The 22,192-nt window shown below is 71.1% G+C and carries 23 protein-coding genes; 3 read left to right on the top strand and 20 right to left on the bottom strand.

All coding sequences use genetic code 11. The features are described 5' to 3' along the window. Positions 1-31: 31 nt before the first annotated feature. From tsaD to glmS, 9 genes are read right to left on the bottom strand one after another with little or no spacing between them, the layout of a single operon-like run. Positions 32-1,087: a tRNA (adenosine(37)-N6)-threonylcarbamoyltransferase complex transferase subunit TsaD gene (tsaD, locus tag DEJ05_RS00195; protein ID WP_111023300.1), complete on the bottom strand. Its 1,056-nt coding sequence runs from the start codon at positions 1,085-1,087 to the stop codon at positions 32-34. Next, complete coding sequence (rimI, locus tag DEJ05_RS00200; protein WP_111028983.1) at positions 1,074-1,619, bottom strand: ribosomal protein S18-alanine N-acetyltransferase; 546 nt, start codon at positions 1,617-1,619, stop codon at positions 1,074-1,076. The genes tsaD and rimI overlap by 14 nt, the downstream gene beginning before the upstream one ends. Beyond that, entirely contained in the window at positions 1,616-2,251 is a 636-nt protein-coding gene (tsaB, locus tag DEJ05_RS00205) for a tRNA (adenosine(37)-N6)-threonylcarbamoyltransferase complex dimerization subunit type 1 TsaB (RefSeq protein WP_111028982.1), read from the bottom strand. The genes rimI and tsaB overlap by 4 nt, the downstream gene beginning before the upstream one ends. Positions 2,252-2,271: 20 nt before the next feature. Continuing rightward, positions 2,272-2,694: a GNAT family N-acetyltransferase gene (locus DEJ05_RS00210; RefSeq protein WP_258376054.1), complete on the bottom strand. Its 423-nt coding sequence runs from the start codon at positions 2,692-2,694 to the stop codon at positions 2,272-2,274. Beyond that, positions 2,661-3,182, bottom strand: coding sequence for a tRNA (adenosine(37)-N6)-threonylcarbamoyltransferase complex ATPase subunit type 1 TsaE (gene tsaE / locus DEJ05_RS00215; protein WP_220036994.1), 522 nt, complete (start codon positions 3,180-3,182; stop codon positions 2,661-2,663). The genes DEJ05_RS00210 and tsaE overlap by 34 nt, the downstream gene beginning before the upstream one ends. Positions 3,183-3,232: 50 nt before the next feature. Next, the gene (alr, locus tag DEJ05_RS00220) at positions 3,233-4,399 is read right to left on the bottom strand and encodes an alanine racemase (protein ID WP_181440616.1); all 1,167 of its coding nucleotides are present in this window, start codon (positions 4,397-4,399) and stop codon (positions 3,233-3,235) included. Next, on the bottom strand, positions 4,396-5,499 hold the full coding sequence (alr, locus tag DEJ05_RS00225; protein ID WP_071406148.1) for an alanine racemase: 1,104 nt from the start codon (positions 5,497-5,499) through the stop codon (positions 4,396-4,398). Before alr (DEJ05_RS00225) ends, alr (DEJ05_RS00220) begins: the two co-directional genes overlap by 4 nt. Beyond that, positions 5,496-5,891, bottom strand: a complete 396-nt coding sequence (locus DEJ05_RS00230; protein ID WP_111109447.1) for a holo-ACP synthase — start codon at positions 5,889-5,891, stop codon at positions 5,496-5,498. Before DEJ05_RS00230 ends, alr (DEJ05_RS00225) begins: the two co-directional genes overlap by 4 nt. Positions 5,892-5,899: 8 nt before the next feature. Further along, on the bottom strand, positions 5,900-7,747 hold the full coding sequence (gene glmS, locus DEJ05_RS00235) for a glutamine--fructose-6-phosphate transaminase (isomerizing) (RefSeq protein ID WP_111109448.1): 1,848 nt from the start codon (positions 7,745-7,747) through the stop codon (positions 5,900-5,902). Positions 7,748-7,863: 116 nt separating this feature from the next. Here glmS and DEJ05_RS00240 point away from each other — a divergent pair, with 116 nt between their 5' ends. From DEJ05_RS00240 to coaA, 3 genes are all read left to right on the top strand, one after another. Further along, the gene (locus tag DEJ05_RS00240; RefSeq protein ID WP_111109449.1) at positions 7,864-9,051 is read left to right on the top strand and encodes an ATP-binding protein; all 1,188 of its coding nucleotides are present in this window, start codon (positions 7,864-7,866) and stop codon (positions 9,049-9,051) included. Positions 9,052-9,061: 10 nt separating this feature from the next. After that, positions 9,062-9,547 carry a glutathione peroxidase gene (locus tag DEJ05_RS00245; RefSeq protein WP_071245463.1) on the top strand — a complete coding sequence of 162 codons (486 nt, stop codon included), beginning with the start codon at positions 9,062-9,064 and terminating at the stop codon, positions 9,545-9,547. 105 nt (positions 9,548-9,652) lie between these two features. After that, on the top strand, positions 9,653-10,597 hold the full coding sequence (coaA, locus tag DEJ05_RS00250; protein ID WP_111046473.1) for a type I pantothenate kinase: 945 nt from the start codon (positions 9,653-9,655) through the stop codon (positions 10,595-10,597). A 109-nt stretch (positions 10,598-10,706) separates the two neighbouring features. On the opposite strand, the gene glmM is transcribed toward coaA, so the two are convergent. The 11 genes from glmM to rpsM form a co-directional block, all read right to left on the bottom strand. Continuing rightward, a complete protein-coding gene (gene glmM / locus DEJ05_RS00255) occupies positions 10,707-12,080 on the bottom strand; it encodes a phosphoglucosamine mutase (RefSeq protein ID WP_071406153.1) in 1,374 nt (457 codons plus the stop codon). Positions 12,081-12,102: 22 nt separating this feature from the next. Beyond that, on the bottom strand, positions 12,103-12,588 hold the full coding sequence (gene rpsI / locus DEJ05_RS00260) for a 30S ribosomal protein S9 (RefSeq protein ID WP_027466716.1): 486 nt from the start codon (positions 12,586-12,588) through the stop codon (positions 12,103-12,105). Between the two features lie 36 nt (positions 12,589-12,624). Then, entirely contained in the window at positions 12,625-13,071 is a 447-nt protein-coding gene (gene rplM, locus DEJ05_RS00265; RefSeq protein ID WP_027466717.1) for a 50S ribosomal protein L13, read from the bottom strand. Between the two features lie 330 nt (positions 13,072-13,401). Beyond that, complete coding sequence (locus DEJ05_RS00270; RefSeq protein ID WP_111109450.1) at positions 13,402-16,467, bottom strand: ExeM/NucH family extracellular endonuclease; 3,066 nt, start codon at positions 16,465-16,467, stop codon at positions 13,402-13,404. 85 nt (positions 16,468-16,552) lie between these two features. Continuing rightward, positions 16,553-17,296 carry an MBL fold metallo-hydrolase gene (locus DEJ05_RS00275; protein ID WP_111109451.1) on the bottom strand — a complete coding sequence of 248 codons (744 nt, stop codon included), beginning with the start codon at positions 17,294-17,296 and terminating at the stop codon, positions 16,553-16,555. Further along, positions 17,293-18,201, bottom strand: a complete 909-nt coding sequence (gene truA / locus DEJ05_RS00280) for a tRNA pseudouridine(38-40) synthase TruA (protein ID WP_111109452.1) — start codon at positions 18,199-18,201, stop codon at positions 17,293-17,295. Before truA ends, DEJ05_RS00275 begins: the two co-directional genes overlap by 4 nt. A 74-nt stretch (positions 18,202-18,275) precedes the next feature. Continuing rightward, positions 18,276-19,412, bottom strand: a complete 1,137-nt coding sequence (locus DEJ05_RS00285; RefSeq protein ID WP_146244986.1) for an aromatic acid exporter family protein — start codon at positions 19,410-19,412, stop codon at positions 18,276-18,278. A 122-nt stretch (positions 19,413-19,534) separates the two neighbouring features. After that, complete coding sequence (gene rplQ / locus DEJ05_RS00290; RefSeq protein ID WP_071245471.1) at positions 19,535-20,113, bottom strand: 50S ribosomal protein L17; 579 nt, start codon at positions 20,111-20,113, stop codon at positions 19,535-19,537. Positions 20,114-20,176: 63 nt separating this feature from the next. After that, complete coding sequence (locus DEJ05_RS00295; RefSeq protein WP_017885506.1) at positions 20,177-21,172, bottom strand: DNA-directed RNA polymerase subunit alpha; 996 nt, start codon at positions 21,170-21,172, stop codon at positions 20,177-20,179. A 205-nt stretch (positions 21,173-21,377) separates the two neighbouring features. Further along, positions 21,378-21,776, bottom strand: coding sequence for a 30S ribosomal protein S11 (rpsK, locus tag DEJ05_RS00300; RefSeq protein WP_017885507.1), 399 nt, complete (start codon positions 21,774-21,776; stop codon positions 21,378-21,380). A gap of 9 nt (positions 21,777-21,785) precedes the next feature. Next, on the bottom strand, positions 21,786-22,160 hold the full coding sequence (gene rpsM / locus DEJ05_RS00305) for a 30S ribosomal protein S13 (protein WP_017885508.1): 375 nt from the start codon (positions 22,158-22,160) through the stop codon (positions 21,786-21,788). Positions 22,161-22,192 lie beyond the last annotated feature (32 nt).

Genomic DNA, 22,192 nt, shown 5'->3' on the forward strand with positions numbered 1-22,192 from the left:
GGCTCCCGAAGAAGGACCGGGGCCGAACTGGTCAGACCTGGACGGTCGTCACCGGCAGGGTCGAGTCGGCGGCGATGCCGAGGTCGCTCGGCGCGTGCCCCTCGGCCACGAGTCGGGCGCCGACGGCGGCGATCATCGCGCCGTTGTCCGTGCACAGGTCGAACGGCGGGATCCGGAGCCGCACGCCCGCGGCCGCGCAGCGCTCCTCGGCGACCTGTCGCAGTCGGGCGTTCGCGACGACCCCGCCACCGAGCAGCAGCCGGTCGACGCCGGTGTCGCGGCACGCGTTCAGGGCCTTGGTCAGCAGGACGTCGACGACGGCTTCGCGGAAGCTCGCGGCGACGTCGGCCACCGGCACCTCGCGGCCCTCGTCGCGGCAGCGCTCGACCCACCGTGCGACGGCGGTCTTGAGCCCCGAGAACGAGAAGTCGTACCGGTGCGCGGCCATGTCCTTCGGCAGCGTCAGTCCCCGGGGGAACCGGATCGCCGTCGGGTCGCCCTCAGCCGCCGCACGGTCGATCTGCGGGCCGCCGGGGTAGGGCAGGCCGAGCAGCCGCGCGACCTTGTCGAACGCCTCGCCCGCCGCGTCGTCGATCGTCTCGCCGAGCAGTTCGACGTCGCCGACCAGGTCCCGCACCAGCAGCAGCGACGTGTGGCCACCGGAGACCAGCAGCGCGATCGTCGGCAGCTCGATCTCACTGCCGTCCTCGCGCAGCACGTCGGCGCCGACGTGCCCGACCAGGTGGTTCACGCCGTACAGGGGCTTGCCCGTGGCCACGGCGAGCGCCTTCGCCGCGCCCACCCCGACCATGAGCGCCCCCGCCAGGCCCGGCCCGGCGGTCACTGCGACGGCGTCGAGTTCGTCGAGGGTGACGCCGGCACGCTCGAGCGCCTCGTGCAGCGTCGGGGTCATCGCCTCGAGGTGGGCCCGTGCGGCGACCTCGGGCACGACCCCGCCGTAGCGCGCGTGCTCGTCCATGCTCGAGGCGATCACGTTCGCCAGCAGGGTGCTCCCCCGCACGATGCCGACGCCCGTCTCGTCGCAGCTGGTCTCGATGCCGAGCACCAGTGGTTCAGTCGCGCTCACCGAGGGCCTCCTGTCCGATGGGTCCGACGCCGGACGACCGCTCGGCGTCCGGGCCGGGCAGTTCCGCCCGCATCACCCACGCGTCGACGCCGTCCGGTTGGTAGTAGCGCGGCCGGGTCGCGATGTGCTCGAACCCGAACGCCGTGTACATCGCCTGTGCCACGGGGTTGTCCGCGCGCACCTCGAGGAACACCTCGCGCACACCGCGGCGCTGCGCTTCGTCAAGCAGTTCCGTGAACAGGACCCTCCCGAGCCCCTTGCCGCGCTGGTCCGCGGCGACGGCGATGGTCTGCACGTCGGCGACCGGGTTGCCCGCGAGCGACGAGAGCCCGGCGTACCCGACGACCAGCGGCGCGGACGTGTCGTCGACCGTCTCGATCACGACGTAGTACCCGTGCGGTGAGTACAGCTCGCCGGACATCTGCGAAGCCGACCAGGCGTCCGTCGGGAACGAGACGTGCTCGAGCCACATGATGTCGTCGAGGTCCTGCGGGTGTGCCCGCCGCAGGCGGAGCCCGTCCGGCAGGGTCACTGCTTCACCCGCTTCGGCGCACCCGGCACCGTGACGTCGGGGTCGCGCAGGTACAGGGGCGTGTCCTGGTCGAACGCCGCACCGGACGCGAGCCGGTCCGCGGCGAGCGAGCCGAGCCTCCAGGCCGGGATGGACGCAACCGTCACGCGGTCCCAGCGCACCGCTGCGGGCCGGGAGGCGCGGATCGCGTCGTCGAGATCGGCGGGCTTGGCGAGTCCGGGGCCGGCCACGCGGACGCCGTCGGCGTCGTAGGCGCTCCAGTAGACCTCGCGGCGGCGGGCGTCCGTGAGGACGACGAACGGACCGGCGATCCCCGAGTCCCGCTGGTCGAGGGCGACGGCGTCGTGGCTGACGAGGGGCAGGACGGGGACGCCGCGAGCGGCGGCGAAGGTGCGGGCGGCGGCGATTCCGACGCGCAGGCCGGTGAAGGGGCCCGGGCCCATGCCGGCGACGACGCCGGTGACGTCGGCTCCGGTGATGCCGGCCTCGGCGAGGGTCTCGGCGAGGAAGGGGCCGATCACCTCGGCGTGCCGGCGGCTGTCCTCGGTGTCGCGGGTCGCGAGGGCCTGGCCGGTGGCCGGGTCGACGACGGCGACGGAGGTCCCGGCGGAGGTGTCGATCGCGAGCAGCACCCGTCCATCGTAGGCGGCGGTCAGCGCACCGGCAGCCCGCGGGACCACGCGACCTCGTGGTCCAACTGCCCGGTCCGGCGGAAGAGTCGGACCTGGTGCGTGTCCGGCAGCGCGGCGGCCAGTGCCTGTCGGTCGGCGGGCGTGAAGCCGAGCGACTGCCAGAACGGACCGGAGCGACGCGAGAACAGCCACGCACGCTCGGCACCGGCCTCGGTCGCCCGCTCGATCGCGAACCGCGCCAGGCGCGTACCGGCTCCGGAACCGCGGTGCTGCGGGCCGACGGCCACGCTCCGGATCAGCACGTGCAGGCCGTCTGCGCTCGCCTCGAACCCGGTGCTGCCGACCACCCTGCCGGCGTCGTCGCGGTCGATCCAGAGCCGCACCGCCGGCTCGTCGAGCCCGGCGAGGGTCAGATCCGCCCCGACGAGGAACGCGCGGAGCACCTCGACGTCGTCCGCGTCGACGGGCTGCAGGGTCGGAGGGCCACGCCTTCCCAGCGCGGGCCGGTCGCAGTGACGACGACGCGGCGGGGCTCGTCGGGGACGTCGTCCGGATCCGTGTCGTCGGCAGCTGCGTCATCGGCACCGGTGGCGCGCGTGATCTCGACGTCGAGCACGCTGTCGCTGATGCCGTCGACCATGCCGCGACCCCACTCGACGACGACGATGGCGGCGTCCCAGTCGAGGTCGAGGTCGTCCAGCTCGACCGGGTCGGACAGACGGTAGGCGTCGACGTGCACCAGGTCGGGGCCGGCAGTCGTCGGGTGCGTCCGGGCGAGGACGAAGGTCGGGCTCGACACCTGGCCGCGCGCGCCGAGTGCAGCGCCGAGCCCGCGCGTCAGGGTCGTCTTGCCGGCACCGAGCGGCCCGGTCAGCACGACGAGGTCCCCCCCGCGCAGCACCGCGGCCAACCGGGCCCCGAGCTCCCCCATCGCCTCGGTGCCGCCGACGGTGGTGTCGAGCAGGACGTGCGGCAACTCGATCACGGCCGCTCGCCCCGCAGGTACTCCCCGACCCGTCCCTCGATGTCGTGACCCTCGTAGGACCGGGGCACGCGGCTGCCGATGCGGCAGACGATCTCCTCACCGATGGTCTCGAGCGCCGCGCCCCACTCGAGCACGGTCATCTCGTCGTGCTCGCCGGTGCCGAACAGCACGACGGTGTCGCCGGTCTGCACGTCGTCCTCGCCGACGTCCACCAGGAACTGGTCCATCGCGACGCGGCCGGCGATCGGGTAGCGCTTGCCGCCGATCGCGACCTCGATGCGGCCCTGTGCCAGACGCGGGACCCCGTCGGCGTACCCGACGGGCACGAGCGCCAGGGTCGTCTCGGTCGCGGTGCGGTACGTGTAGTCGTAGGAGACGCCGGTGTCGACGGGGACGCGCTTCGTCTTCGCGACCGACGCGGTCAGGGTCATCACCGGCTCGAGTCCGAGGTCGGCCGCCGAGACGCCGTCGGCTCCGGGGATGCCGAACAGGTTCGCGCCCATCCGGACCATGTCCTTGCGGAACTCCTTGCGCTCCAACCCCGCGAGCGATGCGGCGACGTGCTCCATCGGGACGTCGAGCCCCAGGTCTTCGGCGATCTCGATCGCCGCGTCGAACACAGCGACCGCGGCGCTGTCCTCGTGGTCGGACGCCTCGGCCAGGTGCGTGTACGCGGCGACGACCTCGATGCGGCCGTTCCGCTGGGCATCCCGGGCGAGCTCGACGAGCGCTGGCCAGTCCGCCGGGGTCGCGCCGTCGCGGTGCAGGCCGGAGTCGACGCCGAGGTGCACCCGGGCCGGTCGCTGGTCGACGGCGTCGATGATGCGCTGCAGCTCGGCGACGTTCGAGACGCCGAGGTCGACGGCCGAGTCGATGGCGTCACGGAAGTCCAGGTCGGGGTCGTGCTGCCAGGTGAACAGGTGGACGTCCTCGCCGACGCCGATCGAGCGCAGCCGCAGGGCGGCGGACACCGTCAGCACGCCGATCCAGCGGATGCCGGCGTCGACGGCGGCGAGCGCGATCGGCTCGAGGCCGTGCCCGTAGGCGTCGGCCTTCATGATCGCCATCACGGCGACCGGGTCCATCCACTCGCGGACACGGTCGAGGTTGGCCCGGTAGGCGTCGAGGTCGATGCGGGCCTGGCGCAGCGGTGCGGAGCTCACGTTGTCCTCCGTTCCACGCTGCGGCCGATCCGGGCGACCACCTCGTAGTTGATCGTGCCGATGGCGTCGGCCCAGTCCTCGACGGCGGGGTCGCCGTTCGCGGGGTCGCCCCACAGCACCGCCTCGTCGCCGACCTGCACGTCGGCGTCGCCGATGTCGACGTGCATGGCGTTCATCGCGACGCGTCCGACCACCGGGAACGTCCGGTCTCCGATCCGCACCGAGACCCGGTTGCCGAAGTCGCGGTCGAAGCCGTCCGCGTAGCCGAGGCCGATCACGGCGAGACGGGTGTCCGTCTCGGCGCGCCAGGTGTAGCCGTAGGAGACACCGTCGCCCGCAGCGACCGGCACGGTGCGGAGCACGGCGGCGGTGACCCGCATCGCCGGGCGCAGCCCCAGGTCGGCCGAGGTGCGACCGTCGAAGGGGCTCAGCCCGTACAGGGCGAGTCCGACGCGGGACAGGTCGTGGCGGGTCTCCGGCACGGCGATGCTCGCGGCACTCGCGGCGAGGTGCACCACGTCCGGCACGATGCCGTTCGCGGCGAGGCCGTCCAGCGCCCGCTGCAGTGCGGCGTCCTGGTCGAGGTCGTCGGTGCGCGACGCGTTCGACAGGTGGGACATGAGCCCCTCGACCCGGGTGCGGTTGCCGCCGCGGGCCAGGGCGCCGGCGGTCGCGAAGAGCTCGGCCCACTCGGACTCGACCGCACCGTTGCGGCTCAGGCCGGTGTCGACGCACAGGTGCACGGCGCGGACGTCGGAGTCGGCTGCTGCGGAGAGCTGCTCGACGCTCGACACCGCGGGCGTGACGTCGAACTGCGCGGCGCGACGGAAGTCCTCGTCGGGGGCGTGCAGCCACGCGAGGATCCGGACCCCCTCGTCGATGCCGCCCTGACGGAGCGCGACGGCCTCGTCGATGTCGGCGACCCCGAGCCACTCGGCACCGGCATCCACGAAGGCCTGCGCGGCATCGAGGGCCCCGTGGCCGTAGGCGTTCGCCTTGACGACGGCGATGACCCCGGCCGGTGCGACCCGGTCGGCGATCGTCGCGTAGTTCTCGATCAGGGCTCCGCGATCGACGGTGATGCCGGTGAACGCACTCACCGGGCAGTTCCTTCCAGGACCACGTCTGTTCCTTCCAGGACCACGAACGCTGTCGCGATCCCTCCATCATGCGAGAGCGACAGGTGCACGCTCGTCACGCCACGCGCGTCCGCCACCTGCCGGGCGCCCTGGTGCAGGGTGAGCGACGGGTTCCGCTGGTCGTCGGACACGACCTCGAGGTCCTGCCAGCTCAGCCCGGCACTCGACCCGAAGGCCTTGATCAGGGCTTCCTTGGCAGCGAACCGTGCGGCGAGGGACGCGATCGGCCGGGGTTCGCCGTCACGGACCTGCTCGGACGGCGTGAACAGCCGCGCCAGCATCGCCGGTGTGCGCTCCAGCACCCGTTCGAACCGCTCCAGGTCGACCACGTCGACCCCGATCCCGATGATCACCGTCGCGACTACTCGACGGTGACCGACTTCGCGAGGTTGCGTGGCTGGTCGACGTCGAGGCCCTTGGCGGCGGCGAGCTCCATGCCGAACATGTGCAGCGGTGCCACGGCGAGCAGCGGCTCGAACAGCGGGGTCGCGAGCGGGATCCGCAGGACCTCGTCGGCGAAGGGCAGCACCGCGGCGTCGCCTTCTTCGGCGATCGCGATCACCCGGGCGCCGCGGGCGCGGATCTCCTGGATGTTCGAGACGACCTTCGGGTGCAGCGATCGGGGGTCGCGCGGCGACGGCACGATGACGAAGACGATCTGGCCCGGCTCGATCAGGGCGATCGGGCCGTGCTTGAGCTCACCGGCGGCGAAGCCCTCGGCGTGGATGTACGCGAGCTCCTTGAGCTTGAGGGCGCCCTCGAGTGCGATCGGGTAGCCGACGTGGCGGCCGAGGAACAGCACGCTCCGGGTGTCCGCCATCCAGCGGGCCAGGTCCTTGATGCCGGCGGCGTCCTCGATGGTCTGCTGCAGCTTCGGCGCGAGGCCCTCGAGCTCGGCGACCTGCTCGGTGATCTGCTCGGTGGTGAGCGTGCCGCGCAGCGTCGCCAGGTGCAGCCCGAGCAGGTAGAGCGCGACGCCCTGGGCGATGAAGGCCTTGGTCGACGCGACGGCGACCTCGGGCCCGGCGTGCGTGTAGATCACGGCGTCGGACTCACGCGGGATCGTGGCGCCCTGGGTGTTGCAGATCGACAGGACCTGCGCACCCTGCTCGCGGGCGTACTTGACGGCCATGAGCGTGTCCATGGTCTCGCCGGACTGGCTGATCGAGACGACCAGGGTGCGCTCGTTCAGCACCGGGTCGCGGTAGCGGAACTCGTGCGCGAGCTCGACCTCGACCGGGATGCGGGCCCACTGCTCGATGGCGTACTTGCCGAGGATGCCGGCGTAGGCGGCGGTGCCGCAGGCGATCACGATGACGCGGTCGACGGTCGCCAGGCGCTCGGCGATCGGGTCGAGGTCGGTCAGCGTGACGGCGCCGTCGTGGACGCGACCGAGGATCGTCTTCGCGACGGCCTCGGGCTCCTCGCTGATCTCCTTCGCCATGAACGAGCTCCAGCCGCCCTTGTCGGCGGCGGAGGCGTCCCAGTTGACCTCGAACTCGCTCGGCGTGGCCGGGGTGCCGTCGAAGTGGATGACGTCGACGCCGTCGGGGCGGATCGTGGCGATCTCGTCCTGCCCGATCGACAGCGCGCGCTGCGTGTAGGCGACGAAGGCGGCGACGTCCGAGCCCATGAAGTTCTCACCGTCGCCGAGCCCGACCACCAGGGGCGAGTTGCGACGGGCACCGACGACGACGCCGGGCTGGTCGGCGTGCACGACGAGGAGCGTGAAGGCCCCTTCGAGCCGCTGCACGGCCTGCTGCATGGCGGCGGTCAGGTCACCGGTGTCGCGGAAGGCGCGTCCGACCAGGTGCGCGGCGACCTCGGAGTCGGTCTCGCTGCGGAACTCGATGCCCTCGGCCTGCAGCTCGGCGCGGAGCTCGGAGAAGTTCTCGATGATGCCGTTGTGGATGAGGGCGAGCTTGTCGCCGTCGGCCAGGTGCGGGTGGGCGTTGCCGTCGGTCGGGCCACCGTGGGTCGCCCAGCGGGTGTGCCCGATGCCCGTCGTGCCGTCCGGGATCGGCGACGACTCGAGCTCGTCGACCAGGGCCTGGAGCTTGCCGGCCTTCTTGGCCGACACGAGGTCTCCGGCTGGGTCGACGACGGCGATGCCCGCCGAGTCGTAGCCGCGGTACTCGAGGCGACGGAGGCCACCGAGGAGGACGTCCTGGCTGCTGTTGCTGCCGACGTAGCCGACGATTCCACACATGGAACCGATCCTACGGTCTGCCTGGACGCCCACCCTGCGAAGCGACCGAGGGGAGCGAATCGAGCACAATCGGCAGCAGTCTGCGGAATCCGTTAGACAAGCGTAGAGTCTCCTCGATGCACGCCGCACTGAACCCGTACTCGCCAGGCGCCGGCCTGCGCCCCCCGGAGATGGTCGGACGCGACGCCGAGATCGAGGCGTTCGACCTCGTCGTGGCACGGTCGCGGCGCGCGCTCGGAACGCGCAGCATGATCCTCCACGGGTTGCGTGGGGTCGGGAAGACCGTCCTCCTGAACCAGTTCCGCATGCAGGCTGACGCCGCGGAGTGGTTGGTGGTCGACGTCGAAGGACAGACGAGCGTGTCCGGCCGAGAGGGTGCTCGACGGAGGCTCGCGCGGGAGATCGCGCTCGCAGCACGTCGCCTCGCCCGCGGCCGCTCGGTCAGCGCAGCCGTGCAGCGCGCGCTCGGCACGGTCACGTCGTTCGGTGTGCACTTCGGGAACATCGGCTTCGACCTGGGGTTCTCCGCCGTCGAGGGTCGCGCGGACTCCGGCGTCATCGAGATCGATCTCGAGGAACTCGTCGAGGACCTCGCCCCCGCGCTGCGGGAGCAGAACCGGGCGCTCGCACTCTTCATCGACGAGGTCCAGGACCTCGACCTCGAGTTGCTCTCTGCGCTGCTGTCCGTCCAGCACCGGGCCGGACAACGTGGGTGGCCCTTCGTGATGGTGGGGGCCGGTCTGCCGAACGTGCCGGCCAAGCTCACTGCGGCGCGGTCCTACGCCGAGCGCCTCTTCGACTACCGGGAGATCGGGTCACTGCCGTCGGGAGCAGCCGCTGACGCACTCACCGTTCCGGCCGCCCGCTCCGGGGTGACTTTCGACGCCGCGGCGCTCGATCTCCTCATCGATGCCTCGGGCGGGTACCCGTACTACCTCCAGACATACGGGGCGGCGGCGTGGGACCTCGCGGCCGACCGACGGATCACCCACGATGACGCAGCAGCTGCCGTCGACCGCGGCAACGCAGAACTCGACAGCGGTTTCTTCCCGGCCCGCTGGGACCGTGCCACACCTGCCGAGCGGCAGTACCTCGTGGCGATGTCGGACGATCCGGCCGGCGTCTCCGGGACTGCCGTCGTGGCATCGCGCCTCGGTGCGGAACCGAAGGGGACCAGCCCGGCACGACAGGGACTGATCGAGAAGGGCATCATCTACGCGCCCGAGCGCGGCAAGGTGGCGTTCACGGTGCCGAACATGGGCGAGTTCGTCCGCCGTCAGGCCGATCTCGACATCGTGGACTAGCGTCCGGGCCATGGGACGCTTCGACGACATCGCCATCACCACGCTGCACGGCGAGGACACCACGTTCGGCGCCTACGCCGACAAGGCCGTACTGGTCGTGAACGTCGCCTCCCGGTGCGGCCTCGCCCCGCAGTACGAGCAGCTCGAGGCCCTGCAGAAGCAGTACGGCCCCCGTGGGTTCACGGTGCTGGGCTTCCCGAGCAACCAGTTCCTGCAGGAGCTCGGCTCGTCCGAGGCGATCGACGAGTACTGCTCCACCACGTGGGGTGTGACGTTCCCGATGTCCGAGAAGGTCAAGGTCAACGGCAAGAGCGCCCACCCGCTCTACCAGGCCCTCAAGGAGACCCCGGACGCCGACGGCAAGGCCGGCCGGGTCGCCTGGAACTTCGAGAAGTTCCTCGTCGCCCCCGACGGCACCGTCACGCGCTTCCGCCCCACCACGAAGCCGGACGCCCCCGAGGTCGTCGCCGCCATCGAGGCGGCCCTCCCCGCCTGACGCATCGCGTCCTGCGGACGCGCACCGAGCACTGGACGGGAGGCCCGGGGCGCGTGAGCCGACCGGCTCACGTGCCCCGGGCCTCCCGTCTGTACGCTCGATCCCATGCCCTTCTCGGAGACCGCCGTCGCGCACCCGACCCCGTTCGTGGAGATCCCGCGTGACGAGTGGTCCCAGCTCGCCCCGAAGGAACACCTGTCGCTCACCGAGACCGAGATCGTGCAGCTGCGCGGTCTCGGCGACCGGTTGGACATGCAGGAGGTGCAGGAGGTCTACCTGCCGCTGTCCCGCCTGCTCACGCTCTACGCCGCCGGCGCGCGGAACCTGCACGCCGAGACGAGCCGGTTCCTCGGGGAGCGCGCCGGACGCACGCCGTTCGTCATCGGCGTCGCGGGCTCCGTCGCGGTCGGCAAGTCCACCGTCGCCCGTCTGCTGCGCGAGCTGACGAAGCGCTGGCCGGACACCCCTCGGGTCGAGCTCGTGACGACCGACGGCTTCCTCTACCCGAACGCCGAGCTCGAGCGCCGCGGGATCATGGACCGCAAGGGCTTCCCGGAGTCGTACGACCGCCGCTCCCTGCTGCGCTTCGTGAGCCAGGTGAAGAGCGGGGCGACCGAGGTCCGCGCGCCGTACTACTCGCACCTGGTCTACGACATCGTGCCCGATGCCGAGATCGTCGTCCGGCAGCCCGACGTGCTCATCGTCGAGGGCCTCAACGTGCTGGCACCGCCGGTGCACGGGCGGCTCGCGCTGTCCGACCTGTTCGACTTCACGATCTACGTGGACGCGAAGACGAAGGACATCGAGTCCTGGTACGTCGACCGGTTCCTCGCCCTGCAGGAAGAGGCGTTCTCGAGCCCCGACTCGTTCTTCCACCGGTTCGCCTCGCTGTCGCGTGAAGACGCGGTCCGGACGGCGACCGAGGTCTGGCGGGCGATCAACGAGCCGAACCTGCTCGAGAACGTGCTGCCCACGCGATCCCGCGCCACCCTGGTGCTCAAGAAGGGCGCGAACCACAAGGTGAACTCGGTCCTGCTCCGCAAGATCTAGCGGAGGGGCAGCGCAGCCAGCAGGGCAGCGCAAAACACCGGTGTTCGCGAGCTGAACCGCGTTCTGCGCGTGTTCAACCGGCGAACACCGGTGTCTTGCGGAGGGGAACCTACGCGGCGTCGAGCGCCAGGCGGTCCTGCACGACGGCGGCGAGCTCCTCGGCGATGCGCTGGGCATCGTCCTGCGAAGCGGCCTCGACCATGACGCGAACGACCGGCTCGGTGCCCGACGGACGGAGCAACACACGGCCGCTGTCCCCGAGCGCCTCACTGGCGGCGGCGATGGCGTCCTGCACGCCCTGGTCGGCGAGCCCGTGACGATCGACGCCCCGGACGTTGAGCAGCACCTGCGGGAACACCGTCATGCACGAGGCGAGCTCCTGCAGGGTCTTGCCCGTGCGCGCCATCTCGGCGACCAGGTGCAACCCGGTCAGGATGCCGTCACCCGTGGTGGCGAACTCGTTGAAGATGATGTGGCCGGACTGCTCGCCACCGATGGAGTAATCGCCCTCGGTCATCTTCTCGAGCACGTAGCGGTCGCCCACGCCGGCCTCGATCACGGTGATGCCCGCGTCGGCCATGGCGCGCTTCAGCCCGAGGTTCGACATGACCGTCGCGACGAGGGTGTCGTCCTTCAGTCGTCCGCGCTCCTGCAGGGACAGCGCGAGGATCGCCATGATCTGGTCACCGTCGATCGCGTTGCCCGCGGCGTCGACCGCCAGGCAGCGGTCCGCGTCCCCGTCGTGCGCGATGCCGACGTCGGCACCGTGCTCGAGCACCGCGCGGGCGAGGTTGTCGATGTGGGTCGAACCGACGCCGTCGTTGATGTTCCAGCCGTCGGGGTCGGCGCCGATGAGCGTCACGCGGGCTCCCGCGTTGACGAAGACCTCGGGCGAGACGCCGGCGGCGGCACCGTTCGCGCAGTCGAGCACGACGTGGATGCCGTCGAGCCGGTGCGGCAGCGTGCCGAGCAGGTGCACCACGTAGCGGTCCTCGGCGTCGGCGAACCGCGAGATGCGCCCGACGTCGATGCCGGTGGGGGTGGGTGCGGAGTGGTCGTGCATGGCCGCTTCGATGCGGTCCTCGACCTCGTCCGGCAGCTTGCGGCCACCCGTGGCGAAGAACTTGATCCCGTTGTCGGGAGCGGGGTTGTGCGATGCGGAGATCATCACGCCGAAGTCGGCGTCGATGTCCGCGACGAGGAACGCCGCGGCGGGGGTGGGGATGACCCCGGCGTCGAGCACGTCGACGCCGGCCGAGGCGAGCCCGGCCGCGACGGCGGCACCGAGGAACTCGCCGGAGACGCGCGGGTCACGCGCGAGGACCGCGCGCGGGCGCGGTCGGCCCGACGCCCGGCGGGCGTCGGCATGGTGTCCGTGTGTGAGGACGGCCGCGCTCGCCTGGGCAAGACCCAGTGCGAGCGCGGCCGTCAGCTCGCCGTTGGCGAGACCACGAACCCCGTCGGTACCGAACAGACGCGGCATTGCGATCTTCAGCCGGTGACGACTAGCGCTTCGAGAACTGCGAAGCCTTGCGGGCCTTCTTGAGACCGGCCTTCTTGCGCTCGATGACGCGGGCGTCACGGGTGAGGAAGCCGGCCTTCTTGAGGGTCGCGCGGTTGTTCTCGCGGTCGATCTCGTTCAGGGTGCGGGCGATGGCGAGGCGGAGCGCGCCGGCCTGACCCGAGGGGCCGCCACCGGTGATGCGGGCGACGACGTCGTACGAGCCGAGGAGCTCGAGCACCTTGAAGGGGTCGTTGATGAGCTGCTGGTGCAGCTTGTTCGGGAAGTAGTCCTCGAGCGTGCGGCCGTTCACGACGAACGTGCCGGAACCCGGGACGAGCCGGACGCGCGCGATGGCCTCCTTGCGGCGCCCGACGGCACCGCCGGAGACGTTGAGGATCTGACGGGGAGCGGCCTCGGCAGCGGCGGGTGCGCTCTCCGTGGTGAAGCTCTCCGGGGTCTGGTCGAGGGAATCAGCGATCTGAGCCATGAGTTTTCTGTGTCCTTGAAGTCGTCGTGGCCGGAACTACTGTGCGACCTGGTCGAAGATGTACGGCTTGGGCTGCTGCGCGGCGTGCGGGTGCTCCGCGCCGGCGTAGACCTTCAGCTTCTTGAGCTGCTCGCGGCCGAGGGTGTTCTTCGGCAGCATGCCGCGGATCGCCTTCTCGACGGCGCGGGTGGGGTGCTTCTCGAGCATCTCCGGGTAGGAGGTCGCCGTCAGGCCGCCCGGGTAACCCGAGTGACGGTAGTAGACCTTCTTCGCGAGCTTCGAACCGGTCAGGGCGACCTTGTCGGCGTTCACGATGATGACGAAGTCACCCATGTCCATGTGCTGGGCGAAGGTGGCCTTGTGCTTGCCGCGCAGGAGCGCCGCGGCGTGGGTGGCGAGACGGCCGAGGACGACGTCGGTGGCGTCGATGACGATCCAGTCGTGCTGGACGTCTGCCGGCTTCGGTGAGAACGTGCGAGTCACAGGAGTGCTGCTTTCGTGTCGAGGTGAGGAGTCCGTGAATCCCACTCCGGTCGGGAGTTCCACGGGCAGAAGCACGGGGAACACCTCGGTTGGAGGGCTCATCTGACTGTCCGCGCGCGGGGCGCACAGACCAAGGTGAGAGCCTAGCCGACGCCGGGTATGTCGGTCAAACGCGGCCGGCTGCCGGCCTGGAGGCGCGGGGCGGCCCCGCACCGCGCCTCCCGTCCGTCGCGCGGTCGCGCCCACCGCGCATGGTGAGCAGCAATGGTCGGGTCCGCTGTGCGAACCCGACCATTCCTGCTCACGAAGTGCGCCCGGGGGGCGTGGGGACTACTCCGCAGCGGCCGCGGTCCTGCGGCGACGCACGATCAGCACACCCGCACCCGCCGCGAGCAACAGGAACGCCACCAACGCACCGGCACCGAGCCCCGCAGCACCCGTGAACGCGAGCTGCCCGTCCGTGGTGATCGTGATCGGGGTCCACCCGATCAGACTCCCGTCCGCAGCCGCCACCGCCAGACGGTGCGCACCAGCAGCCGTGTCCGCCGGGATCGTCACCCGCACCGTCCCGTCGGATGAGACCACAGCCGTGCCGATCAGCGTCGGCTCCGAGAACAACCACACGTTCACCGTGTCACCGGCCGAAGCAGTGCCGACCGTCACCGTGATCGTCTCCCCCGCACGAGCCGACGCCGGGGCTGACACCCCGCCACGGTTCGCCTCCGTCAACAGCGACTCCGACGGCGCCACCGGAGCAACCGGCGGGGTGATCCCGTCGACCGGCGGCACCGGCGTCGGGGTCGGGGTCGGCGTCGGGTTCGGCACCGGCGTCGGGTCCGTCCCCGGGTCGGTGCCCGCGGCGTCCAGGTCGAACCCGACCAGGATCGGGTCGTGGTCGCTCGCCCGGTACACGTCGTCGGTGTACAGGTTCGTCGCGTTGTAGTTGTAGCGGCTGTACTCCAGGCCCACCGACTCGACCGAGTTGATGTTCCAGATGTCCACGCCCGTGACCGTCTCGAGCGCGGCCTCCGACGCGAACACGTGGTCGAGCGAGCCGCTCAGGCCGGAGAACACGTACGAGTACTCGGTGCTGTCGAGCGCCGGGCCGAGGTCGGTGTAGCCGGCCTCGTCGAGGACGACCACCGGGTCCTCCTTGCTGTAGGCGTTGAAGTCGCCGAGCATGAACACCTTGTCGGTGCCGTACTGCTCCTGCATCTCGGTGGAGAAGGTCACGAGGGCCTTCGCCTGCTCGACGCGGTCGGCGTTCGACGCCCCCTGCCCGTCGCCCTGGTCGGCGTTCTCGCCGGTGCCGGAGCCCTTGGACTTGAAGTGGTTCGCGATCACCAGGAAGTCGTCGTCCGCGGTGCCGCCGACCGGGCGGAACGCGTCCGCGACGGGCTGACGGGCGTTCGTGAACGCGTCGTCGAGCAGGATCGTCGACTCGCCGACGGGCTCGACGCGGTCCTTCTTGTAGATGAGGGCGAGGCGGATGACGTCCTCGCTCGCGGGCACGACGGCCGGGGACTTCGCGTAGGCCCAGGTGTCCTGGCCGGTGGCGGCGTTGAGCGCGTCGACCAGGGTGGCCACGGCGGCGTCACGGTCCTGACCGAAGCGGACGGAGTTCTCGATCTCCTCGAGCGAGACGACGTCGGCGTCCAGCCCGTTGATGGCCTTCACGATCTTGACCTGCTGGCGCAGGAAGTCCTCCTGCTCGGCGGCGCCGCGGGCGTCGCAGCCGGAGTTCACCGTGACGGGGTCACCGGCACGGTCGGTGTAGTACTTGCAGCCGGTGAGCTCGTCGCCCGTGGTCGGGAAGTAGTTGAGCACGTTGAAGCCGGCGAGCTTCAGGTCGCCACCGACGTCCTGCGGCGCCGACTGGCGCACCTTCGAGAACGACGCCGGCAGGTCGGCGGCCGGGGTCGCACCCGTGATCGGCGCGGTCGGCTGGAACTTCCACCCGTTGTTGCGGTAGTCGAGGACGACCGGCTCGGTGAAGGTGGCGGCGGCCCCGACGGTGACCGGGCCCTGGGTGAGCCACGACACCGGGATGCCCTGGTTTGCCTGGGTCAGGAAGTTGGTGCTCGCACCGTCGTCGAGCGTGACCTTGCGCGCGGCGTTGTCGGCCTCGACGGCCTTCGCCTCGGCGCTGCCCGGTCGGCCGACCTCCGTCGGCTGGACCAGGCGCTTCGTGCCGCTGGCGAGCACGACCTCGCCGTACTGGTTCGTCGTGTAGTTGTCGGCGACGGTGTACGCGCCCTGGGGAGCGACGAGCATGCTCTCGAGCGACTCCCGCTGGGCGTCGGACGACGGGAACGCGACCGCTGCGGGCTGTGGCGCCGCGACGGTGTCGTCCAGCTGCTGCAGCGACGAGGCCCCGGACACCGTGAGCTCGGTCAGGCCGAAGTACTCGGACACGGCACCGGTGACCCGGACGTGGTCGCCCTCGTGCACCAGGCCGGCGGTGGCCGACGAGAAGACGAACACCGCGTCGGACGCGGTGTGGGCGCCGAGGTCGATGGCGCCGCCGGTGCCGGGGGTCTGGATCGTGTAGCCGTTGAAGCCGCCGGTGCCGTACACCGCGGTGACGACGCCGTCGGTCGTGACGTTCTTGCCGGCGTACGGCGAGGTGTCCGTGGTGCCCTGCAGCTGGGCGATGGTCACCGTCTCGGCGGGGGTGCCGGGCGTGGGGGTCCCGCCGTCACCCGGGTCGGTCGGGTCCGTGGGCTCAGTCGGTGCCGTCGTCTCGCCCGCGGCGTTCCGTGGGGTGAGCGTCGTCGTCACGGAGAAGTCCGCACCGTTGACGTCGGTGTCCGTGGTGCCCTGACGGACCAGACCGTTCGGGACGGAGTTGTCCCCGGTCACGGTGCGCACGGCCGACTCGAACGTGTTCGAGGCGCCGTAGCCGAGCAGGTCGACCACGCCGTCGGTGCCGGTGGTGACGGGCCCGGCGGCGAGCGCCAGGGGTGCGGTGGTGTCGGACAGCACGAGCGTGCCCGTGGTGCCCGAGGGGTTGAGCGTCGCGGTGTCGTCGGCGGCGGGCAGGTCCTCGCCGGCCGGGGTGGCCCCGCCGTTGCCCGCCATCGACACCAGGAAGGTGCCCTTCGCCGGAACGGTGCCCTGGAGCGCACTGGCCGAGAACGTGCCGGTGCCCGTTGCGGAGCGGTACTGGAGCGACCACCCGTCGAGCGACACGGCGGCGTCGGTCGGGTTGCCGATCTCGACGAACTTCTCGTTGTAGAACGCGCCCTTGCTCCCCGCCTTCAGGTAGGCCTCCTCGATGACGAGGTCGGTCCCCTCGGGGTTCGCGGTCGCTGCGGTGACGGTGACGAGAGGGGCCGCGAGGAGCGTCGCGGCCGCCGTGGCGCACAGCAGAGTGCGCCCGAGGGTGTTGGCCATGCCCGCACGCTACCGACCTGCGGGGTCGTTCAGGTTGCGTCGAGGTAAATGATTGCGTTCGGCAACATCAGCCGATCGCGCGGCATCAGCCGATCGGCAGCCAGGTCCCGCCCACGCGTCGGACGGCCGGTCCGTGTCCCGGCAGCACGAGCGCCGGGAACGGCAGCGCCCGTGCCGACTCGAGCGCGCGGTCCTGGTCGGCGGTGAAGAAGGGTGTGATCATCCGCGGCCGCGGGGCCCACGACCCCGGCTGGGTGTCGTGCCGACTGACGACCGCGTCGCCCGTGACGATCGCGTCCGCCGCGGGCAGCAGGTACGCCGTCGAGCCGTCGGTGTGGCCGACGGCCGGGAACGGCGAGATCGCCCGACCCGCGAAGTCCGCACCGGTGAACGCGCGAGCGGACGGGACGGTGGTGGGTCGGAGGGCGTCGGAGCGGATCGCGCGTGCCAGCCAGGCGAGCACGCGGGGGCTGGCGAGCCGGCCGCCGATCTCCGCCGGGGTGACCTGCTGCCGCTCGGGTCCGCGCACGTTGGCGAGCTCGTCGGCGTGGGCGAGCACCTCGACGTCGGGGTACCGCTCGAGGATCCCGGGGATGCCGCCGACGTGGTCGACGTGTCCGTGCGTCACGTAGACGCGACGCAGGTGGGCGGGGTCGTGTCCGGCGGCGCGCACGGTGTCGAGCACGAGGTCGGTGTCGGCCGGGTAGCCGGCATCGATCAGCGCGACGCCGTCCTCCTCCGCCAGCACCACCCAGTTGGACACGGGGCCCTCGACGAAGACGACTCCGGGGGCGACGGACACGACGGAACGGGGTTCGCGCGGGCTCATCCCTCGACGGTACCGTCCGCCGACCGTCGGGCCCGGGTCTGCTCCGCCCGCTCCGCGAGCTCCGCGTCTGCCGGGTAGCCCACCTCGGTCAGGGTCAGTCCCTTCGCCGGCGCCGTCTTGAAGGCGCTCGTGCGTTCCTCGGCGACGCGCAGTTCCTCGAGGCGGTCCGGGCCGAAGCGGCCCTCGCCCACGGCGATGGTCGCGCCGACCATGGCCCGCACCATCGAGTGGCAGAAGGCGTCGGCCTGGAGGCGCGCCACCAGCACGCCGTCCGGCTCGCGGTCCCAGCGGAACTGCTGCAACGTCCGGATGGTCGTCGCCCCCTCGCGCGGCTTGCAGAACGTCGCGAAGTCGTGCAGCCCGAGCAACGTCAGCGCACCGCGCTCCATCGCTGCCGGGTCGAGCCTCGCCGCGTGCCAGACCGTGTGCCCACGACGACGTGGATCGCGCGGGGCGTCGGCGTCCGCGATCCGGTACTCGTACCGGCGCCAGAGCGGGGAGAACCGGGCGTCGAACCCCGCGGGTGCCACCGAGGCACCGGTGACGACGACGTCCCCCTCGGGTGCCGCGATGCCGTTGACCCGCTTGAGCAACCCGTCGAGCGGTGACCGGCCCGTCCCGCGCTTGGCGGTGAGCGCTGCCCACTGTTCTGCCGACAGGTCCAGGTGCGCGACCTGCCCGGTGGCGTGCACCCCGGCGTCGGTGCGTCCGGCGACGGTGAGCAACGGCGGTTCGCCCCAGCGGGTGAAGACGGTGGCGAGTGCGGTCTCGAGGGCGCCCTGCACGGTCCGGAGTCCGGGCTGCCGGGCCCACCCGGAGAACGCCGCTCCGTCGTACGCGATGTCCAGCCGCAGCCGCACGTCGCCCGTGCTGTCGGGGTCCTGGAAGCCGACCGTCTCGTCCACGTGACCACCGTAGCGGGGGTGATCCGTGCCTCCCGGCCCGCGATCCGTCTGCCGGACGGCGGCCGCTCGCCCGCTCAGCCGCGCGGACGGCCGAACGCCGACGGACCGGTCCGGGTGTCGAGGTCGTCGGTGGCGCGTCGCTCGGACTCGACGATCCCGCGCAGGGCGACGAGCGCTGCCGAGGTGACCGCGACGTGCGAGGGGTTCTCGCGCGAGGCGTCGAGCGCGCTCTCGAGTCGTGCGATGGCCTCTTCGGCCTGGTCCTCCGGGGAGTCGCCGCGGATCGTGCTGGCGATCTTCCGCAGTGCCTCGGCGATGGGGGTGGCGAACGCGGGGTCCGGACGCCCGACGCCCTCGGACACCGGGCCGGAGCGTGCCACGAGCTCGGTGAGGTCGGTCGTGTACCAGGCGACCCGCTCCAGTGCGCGGAAGCGTCCGCCGTCCTTCTGGAGCCGTGCCCGCGACCCGCGCAGGGCACCGCGGGGGTTGAGTCGACGGCTCTCGTGCGCGATCGCCACCCGTGACCGGACGTCCGCGATCGCACGGTCCAGGCGGTCCTGCTGGTGGTCCCACGCCTTCTCGTCGCGCTTGCCCTCCTCGAGCACGGCTGCCAGCCCGTCGAGGTGGTCCGCCAGCACGCCGTTCACAGCGTCGATGCGGTGTTCGGCGTCCCAGAAGTGCAGCGGCGGGAACACCAGGAAGTTGACCAGCAGCCCGATCACGACGCCCACCGCCATCTGCACGAGGTACCCGAGCGAGTACCCCTCGGCGTTGGCACCGCCGACGAGCAGGACGAAGAGCGCCGCGGTGGACACCCACGAGCTGCCCTCGCCCAGCACGCGGAACCCGCCGACCAGCACCCCGACGCCGACCGCGAGCGCGATCGCGAGGAAGCCAGGATCGCCGACCCACATCGTGAACGCGGCGATGAGGATGCCGAGGGCGATCCCGACCAGGGTCTGCACACCGCTCCGGATGCCCGCGAACACCGTCGTCTGCATCGCGACGACGGCGCCGAGTGGTGCGTAGTACGGGTACTCGGCCGCGACGCCCGGGATGTGCCGCGCCACGAACCAGGCGATCACCGCGGCGGCGGCGGCCTTGCCGGCGTGCAGCAGGCGCGGCTGTGTGCCCGAGGTCCGGCTCCACCGCCAGACCCGGGTCCCCAGACCCGCAACGTGCTGGAACGCCATGACTTCCTTCCGTCGCACCCGGCCCGTGACGGTACGCCGAGCAGTCGGTGTGCACGACCAGCCTCGGACGCGAGGAAGCCCCCGCGACCTGGGTCGCGGGGGCTTCCTCGTGGTGGTGCAGCGCCCCGGAGGGCACCGGACTACTTGGTGTCGGCGTCGTCCGACTTCTCGGCGGCGTCGGCCTCGACCTCGGCAGCAGCCTCGGTCTCGGACTCGGTCTCGACCGGGGCGGACTCCTCGGTGGTCTCGGTCTCTTCGACCGGGGCCTCCTCGGTGGTCTCGTCGGCGGCGGGCTCGTCGACCGGGGCGGCAGCAGCGGCCGGAGCCGAGTTGCGCTTGACCGGAGCGGGCGTGCTCGAGACGGGCTCGAGGACGAGCTCGATCGACGCCAGCGGGGCGTTGTCGCCCTTGCGGAAGCCGAGCTTCGTGATGCGGGTGTAACCGCCCTGGCGGTCCTCGACCTGGGGAGCGATCTCGGTGAACAGCGTGTGCACGACGGACTTGTCGCGCAGGATGCTGATCACACGACGACGCGCGTGCAGGTCGCCGCGCTTCGCGAACGTGATGAGACGCTCGGCGACCGGGCGGAGGCGCTTGGCCTTCGTCTCGGTGGTCGTGATGCGACCGTGCGTGAAGAGGGCGTTGGCGAGGTTGCTCAGGAGCAGGCGCTCGTGGGCGGGACCGCCACCGAGGCGGGGGCCCTTGGTGGGCTTCGGCATGTCAGTTCTCCAGTGGTGAAAGTGGTGCGCGCGGTGTCAGCGCGCTTGCGCGTGAGCGCGAGGTCAGTTGTTGGACTCGTCCTCGTCGTACCCGCTGTAGAAGTGGGCGCCGTCGAATCCGGGGACGGTGTCCTTGAGGGACAGGCCGAGCTCGGTGAGCTTGTCCTTGACCTCGTCCACCGACTTCTGACCGAAGTTGCGGATGTTCATGAGCTGCGTCTCCGACAGGGCGACGAGCTCGGACACCGTGTTGATGCCCTCCCGCTTCAGGCAGTTGTAGCTGCGGACCGACAGGTCGAGGTCCTCGATCGGGGTCTGCAGTTCGTTCGAGAGCACGGCGTCGACCGGCGCGGGGCCGATCTCGATGCCCTCGGCCGCCGTGTTGAGCTCGCGAGCGAGCCCGAACAGCTCGACCAGCGTGCGACCGGCCGACGCGATGGCGTCGCGCGGCGTGATGGCCGGCTTCGCTTCGACGTCGACGACCAGGCGGTCGAAGTCCGTGCGCTCACCGGCACGCGTCGCCTCGACGCGGTAGGTGACCTTCAGGACGGGCGAGTAGATCGAGTCGATCGGGATCTGCCCGGCTTCGCTGAACTCGGAACGGTTCTGCGTCGCCGAGACGTAGCCACGGCCACGCTCGATCGTGAGCTCGAGCTCGAAACGCGCGGTGTCGTTCAGGGTCGCGATGACGAGTTCCGGGTTGTGGATCTCGACGCCGGCCGGAGCGGAGATGTCCGCCGCGGTGACCTGTCCGGCACCCTGCTTGCGCAGGTACGCCGTGATGGGCTCGTCGTGCTCGCTGGAGACGACCAGGCTCTTGATGTTGAGGATGATCTCGGTGACGTCTTCCTTGACACCGGGAACGGTGCTGAACTCGTGGAGGACGCCGTCGATGCGGATGCTGGTGACAGCCGCGCCGGGGATCGAGGAGAGGAGCGTGCGGCGCAGCGAGTTGCCGAGGGTGTAACCGAAGCCCGGCTCGAGCGGCTCGATGACGAAGCGCGAGCGGTGCTCGGAGATCGGCTCCTCGGTCAGGGTGGGGCGCTGTGCAATGAGCACTGTGGGATTCCTTTCGGCGAAGTGTCCGCTATATGACACTTGGCGGTACGACGGGGCCGCATGGGCCCCGACGGGTCTGTTGAGTTGTGATCACGCGCACACACGTGCGCGATCGAACGACCAGGAATGGCCGCGGGCCCTGCCCGCCCTCGCCGGAACGGATCCGGTCAGGGGACGAGCAGGGCGCGGCCGGTTGCTCCTCGCGTCAGACGCGACGGCGCTTGGGCGGGCGGCACCCGTTGTGCGCCTGCGGCGTGACGTCGTTGATCGAGCCGACCTCGAGGCCAGCGGCCTGGAGGGAGCGGATCGCGGTCTCGCGACCCGAACCCGGGCCCTTCACGAAGACGTCGACCTTCTTGACGCCGTGCTCCTGCGCCTGACGCGCAGCGGACTCGGCAGCGAGCTGCGCCGCGAACGGCGTCGACTTGCGCGAACCCTTGAAGCCCACGGCACCCGAGGACGCCCAGCTGAGGACGGCACCCGACGGGTCGGTGATGCTGACGATCGTGTTGTTGAACGTGCTCTTGATGTGAGCCTGGCCCACAGCGACGTTCTTCTTCTCCTTGCGGCGCGGCTTGCGCGCGGCAGTCTTGGGGGTAGCCATCGGGGTCTCCTATCGAGCCTTCTTCTTGCCTGCCACGGTGCGCTTCGGTCCCTTGCGGGTACGAGCGTTGGTCTTGGTGCGCTGACCGCGCACCGGGAGACCACGACGGTGGCGAAGACCCTCGTAGCTGCCGATCTCGACCTTGCGGCGGATGTCGGCGGCGACCTCACGGCGGAGGTCACCCTCGACCTTGAAGTTGCCCTCGATGAAGTCACGGAGGGCGACGAGCTGGTCGTCGGTCAGGTCCTTGACGCGGATGTCACCGGAGATACCGGTCTCCGTCAGTGCCTGGACGGCGCGGGTACGGCCGACGCCGTAGATGTACGTGAGTGCGATCTCCACGCGCTTCTCGCGCGGGATGTCGACGCCTGCTAGACGTGCCATGTGATGGCTGCTCCTGTTGTCGATGGAGGTGT

The organism is Curtobacterium sp. MCLR17_045, from assembly GCF_003234405.1.
Taxonomy (GTDB): domain Bacteria; phylum Actinomycetota; class Actinomycetes; order Actinomycetales; family Microbacteriaceae; genus Curtobacterium; species Curtobacterium flaccumfaciens.

What these genes read in the sequence shown, in the direction of transcription:
- rpsK (WP_017885507.1), bottom strand. Translation starts at nt 21,776, where the DNA reads ATGGCTACCCCCAAGACTGCCGCGCGCAAGCCGCGCCGCAAGGAGAAG.
- DEJ05_RS00270 (WP_111109450.1), bottom strand. Translation starts at nt 16,467, where the DNA reads ATGGCCAACACCCTCGGGCGCACTCTGCTGTGCGCCACGGCGGCCGCG.
- glmS (WP_111109448.1), bottom strand. Translation starts at nt 7,747, where the DNA reads ATGTGTGGAATCGTCGGCTACGTCGGCAGCAACAGCAGCCAGGACGTC.
- rpsI (WP_027466716.1), bottom strand. Translation starts at nt 12,588, where the DNA reads ATGGCTCAGATCGCTGATTCCCTCGACCAGACCCCGGAGAGCTTCACC.
- tsaE (WP_220036994.1), bottom strand. Translation starts at nt 3,182, where the DNA reads ATGGGGGAGCTCGGGGCCCGGTTGGCCGCGGTGCTGCGCGGGGGGGAC.
- glmM (WP_071406153.1), bottom strand. Translation starts at nt 12,080, where the DNA reads ATGCCGCGTCTGTTCGGTACCGACGGGGTTCGTGGTCTCGCCAACGGC.
- DEJ05_RS00275 (WP_111109451.1), bottom strand. Translation starts at nt 17,296, where the DNA reads ATGAGCCCGCGCGAACCCCGTTCCGTCGTGTCCGTCGCCCCCGGAGTC.
- coaA (WP_111046473.1), top strand. Translation starts at nt 9,653, where the DNA reads ATGCCCTTCTCGGAGACCGCCGTCGCGCACCCGACCCCGTTCGTGGAG.
- rpsM (WP_017885508.1), bottom strand. Translation starts at nt 22,160, where the DNA reads ATGGCACGTCTAGCAGGCGTCGACATCCCGCGCGAGAAGCGCGTGGAG.
- DEJ05_RS00245 (WP_071245463.1), top strand. Translation starts at nt 9,062, where the DNA reads ATGGGACGCTTCGACGACATCGCCATCACCACGCTGCACGGCGAGGAC.
- rplQ (WP_071245471.1), bottom strand. Translation starts at nt 20,113, where the DNA reads ATGCCGAAGCCCACCAAGGGCCCCCGCCTCGGTGGCGGTCCCGCCCAC.
- DEJ05_RS00240 (WP_111109449.1), top strand. Translation starts at nt 7,864, where the DNA reads ATGCACGCCGCACTGAACCCGTACTCGCCAGGCGCCGGCCTGCGCCCC.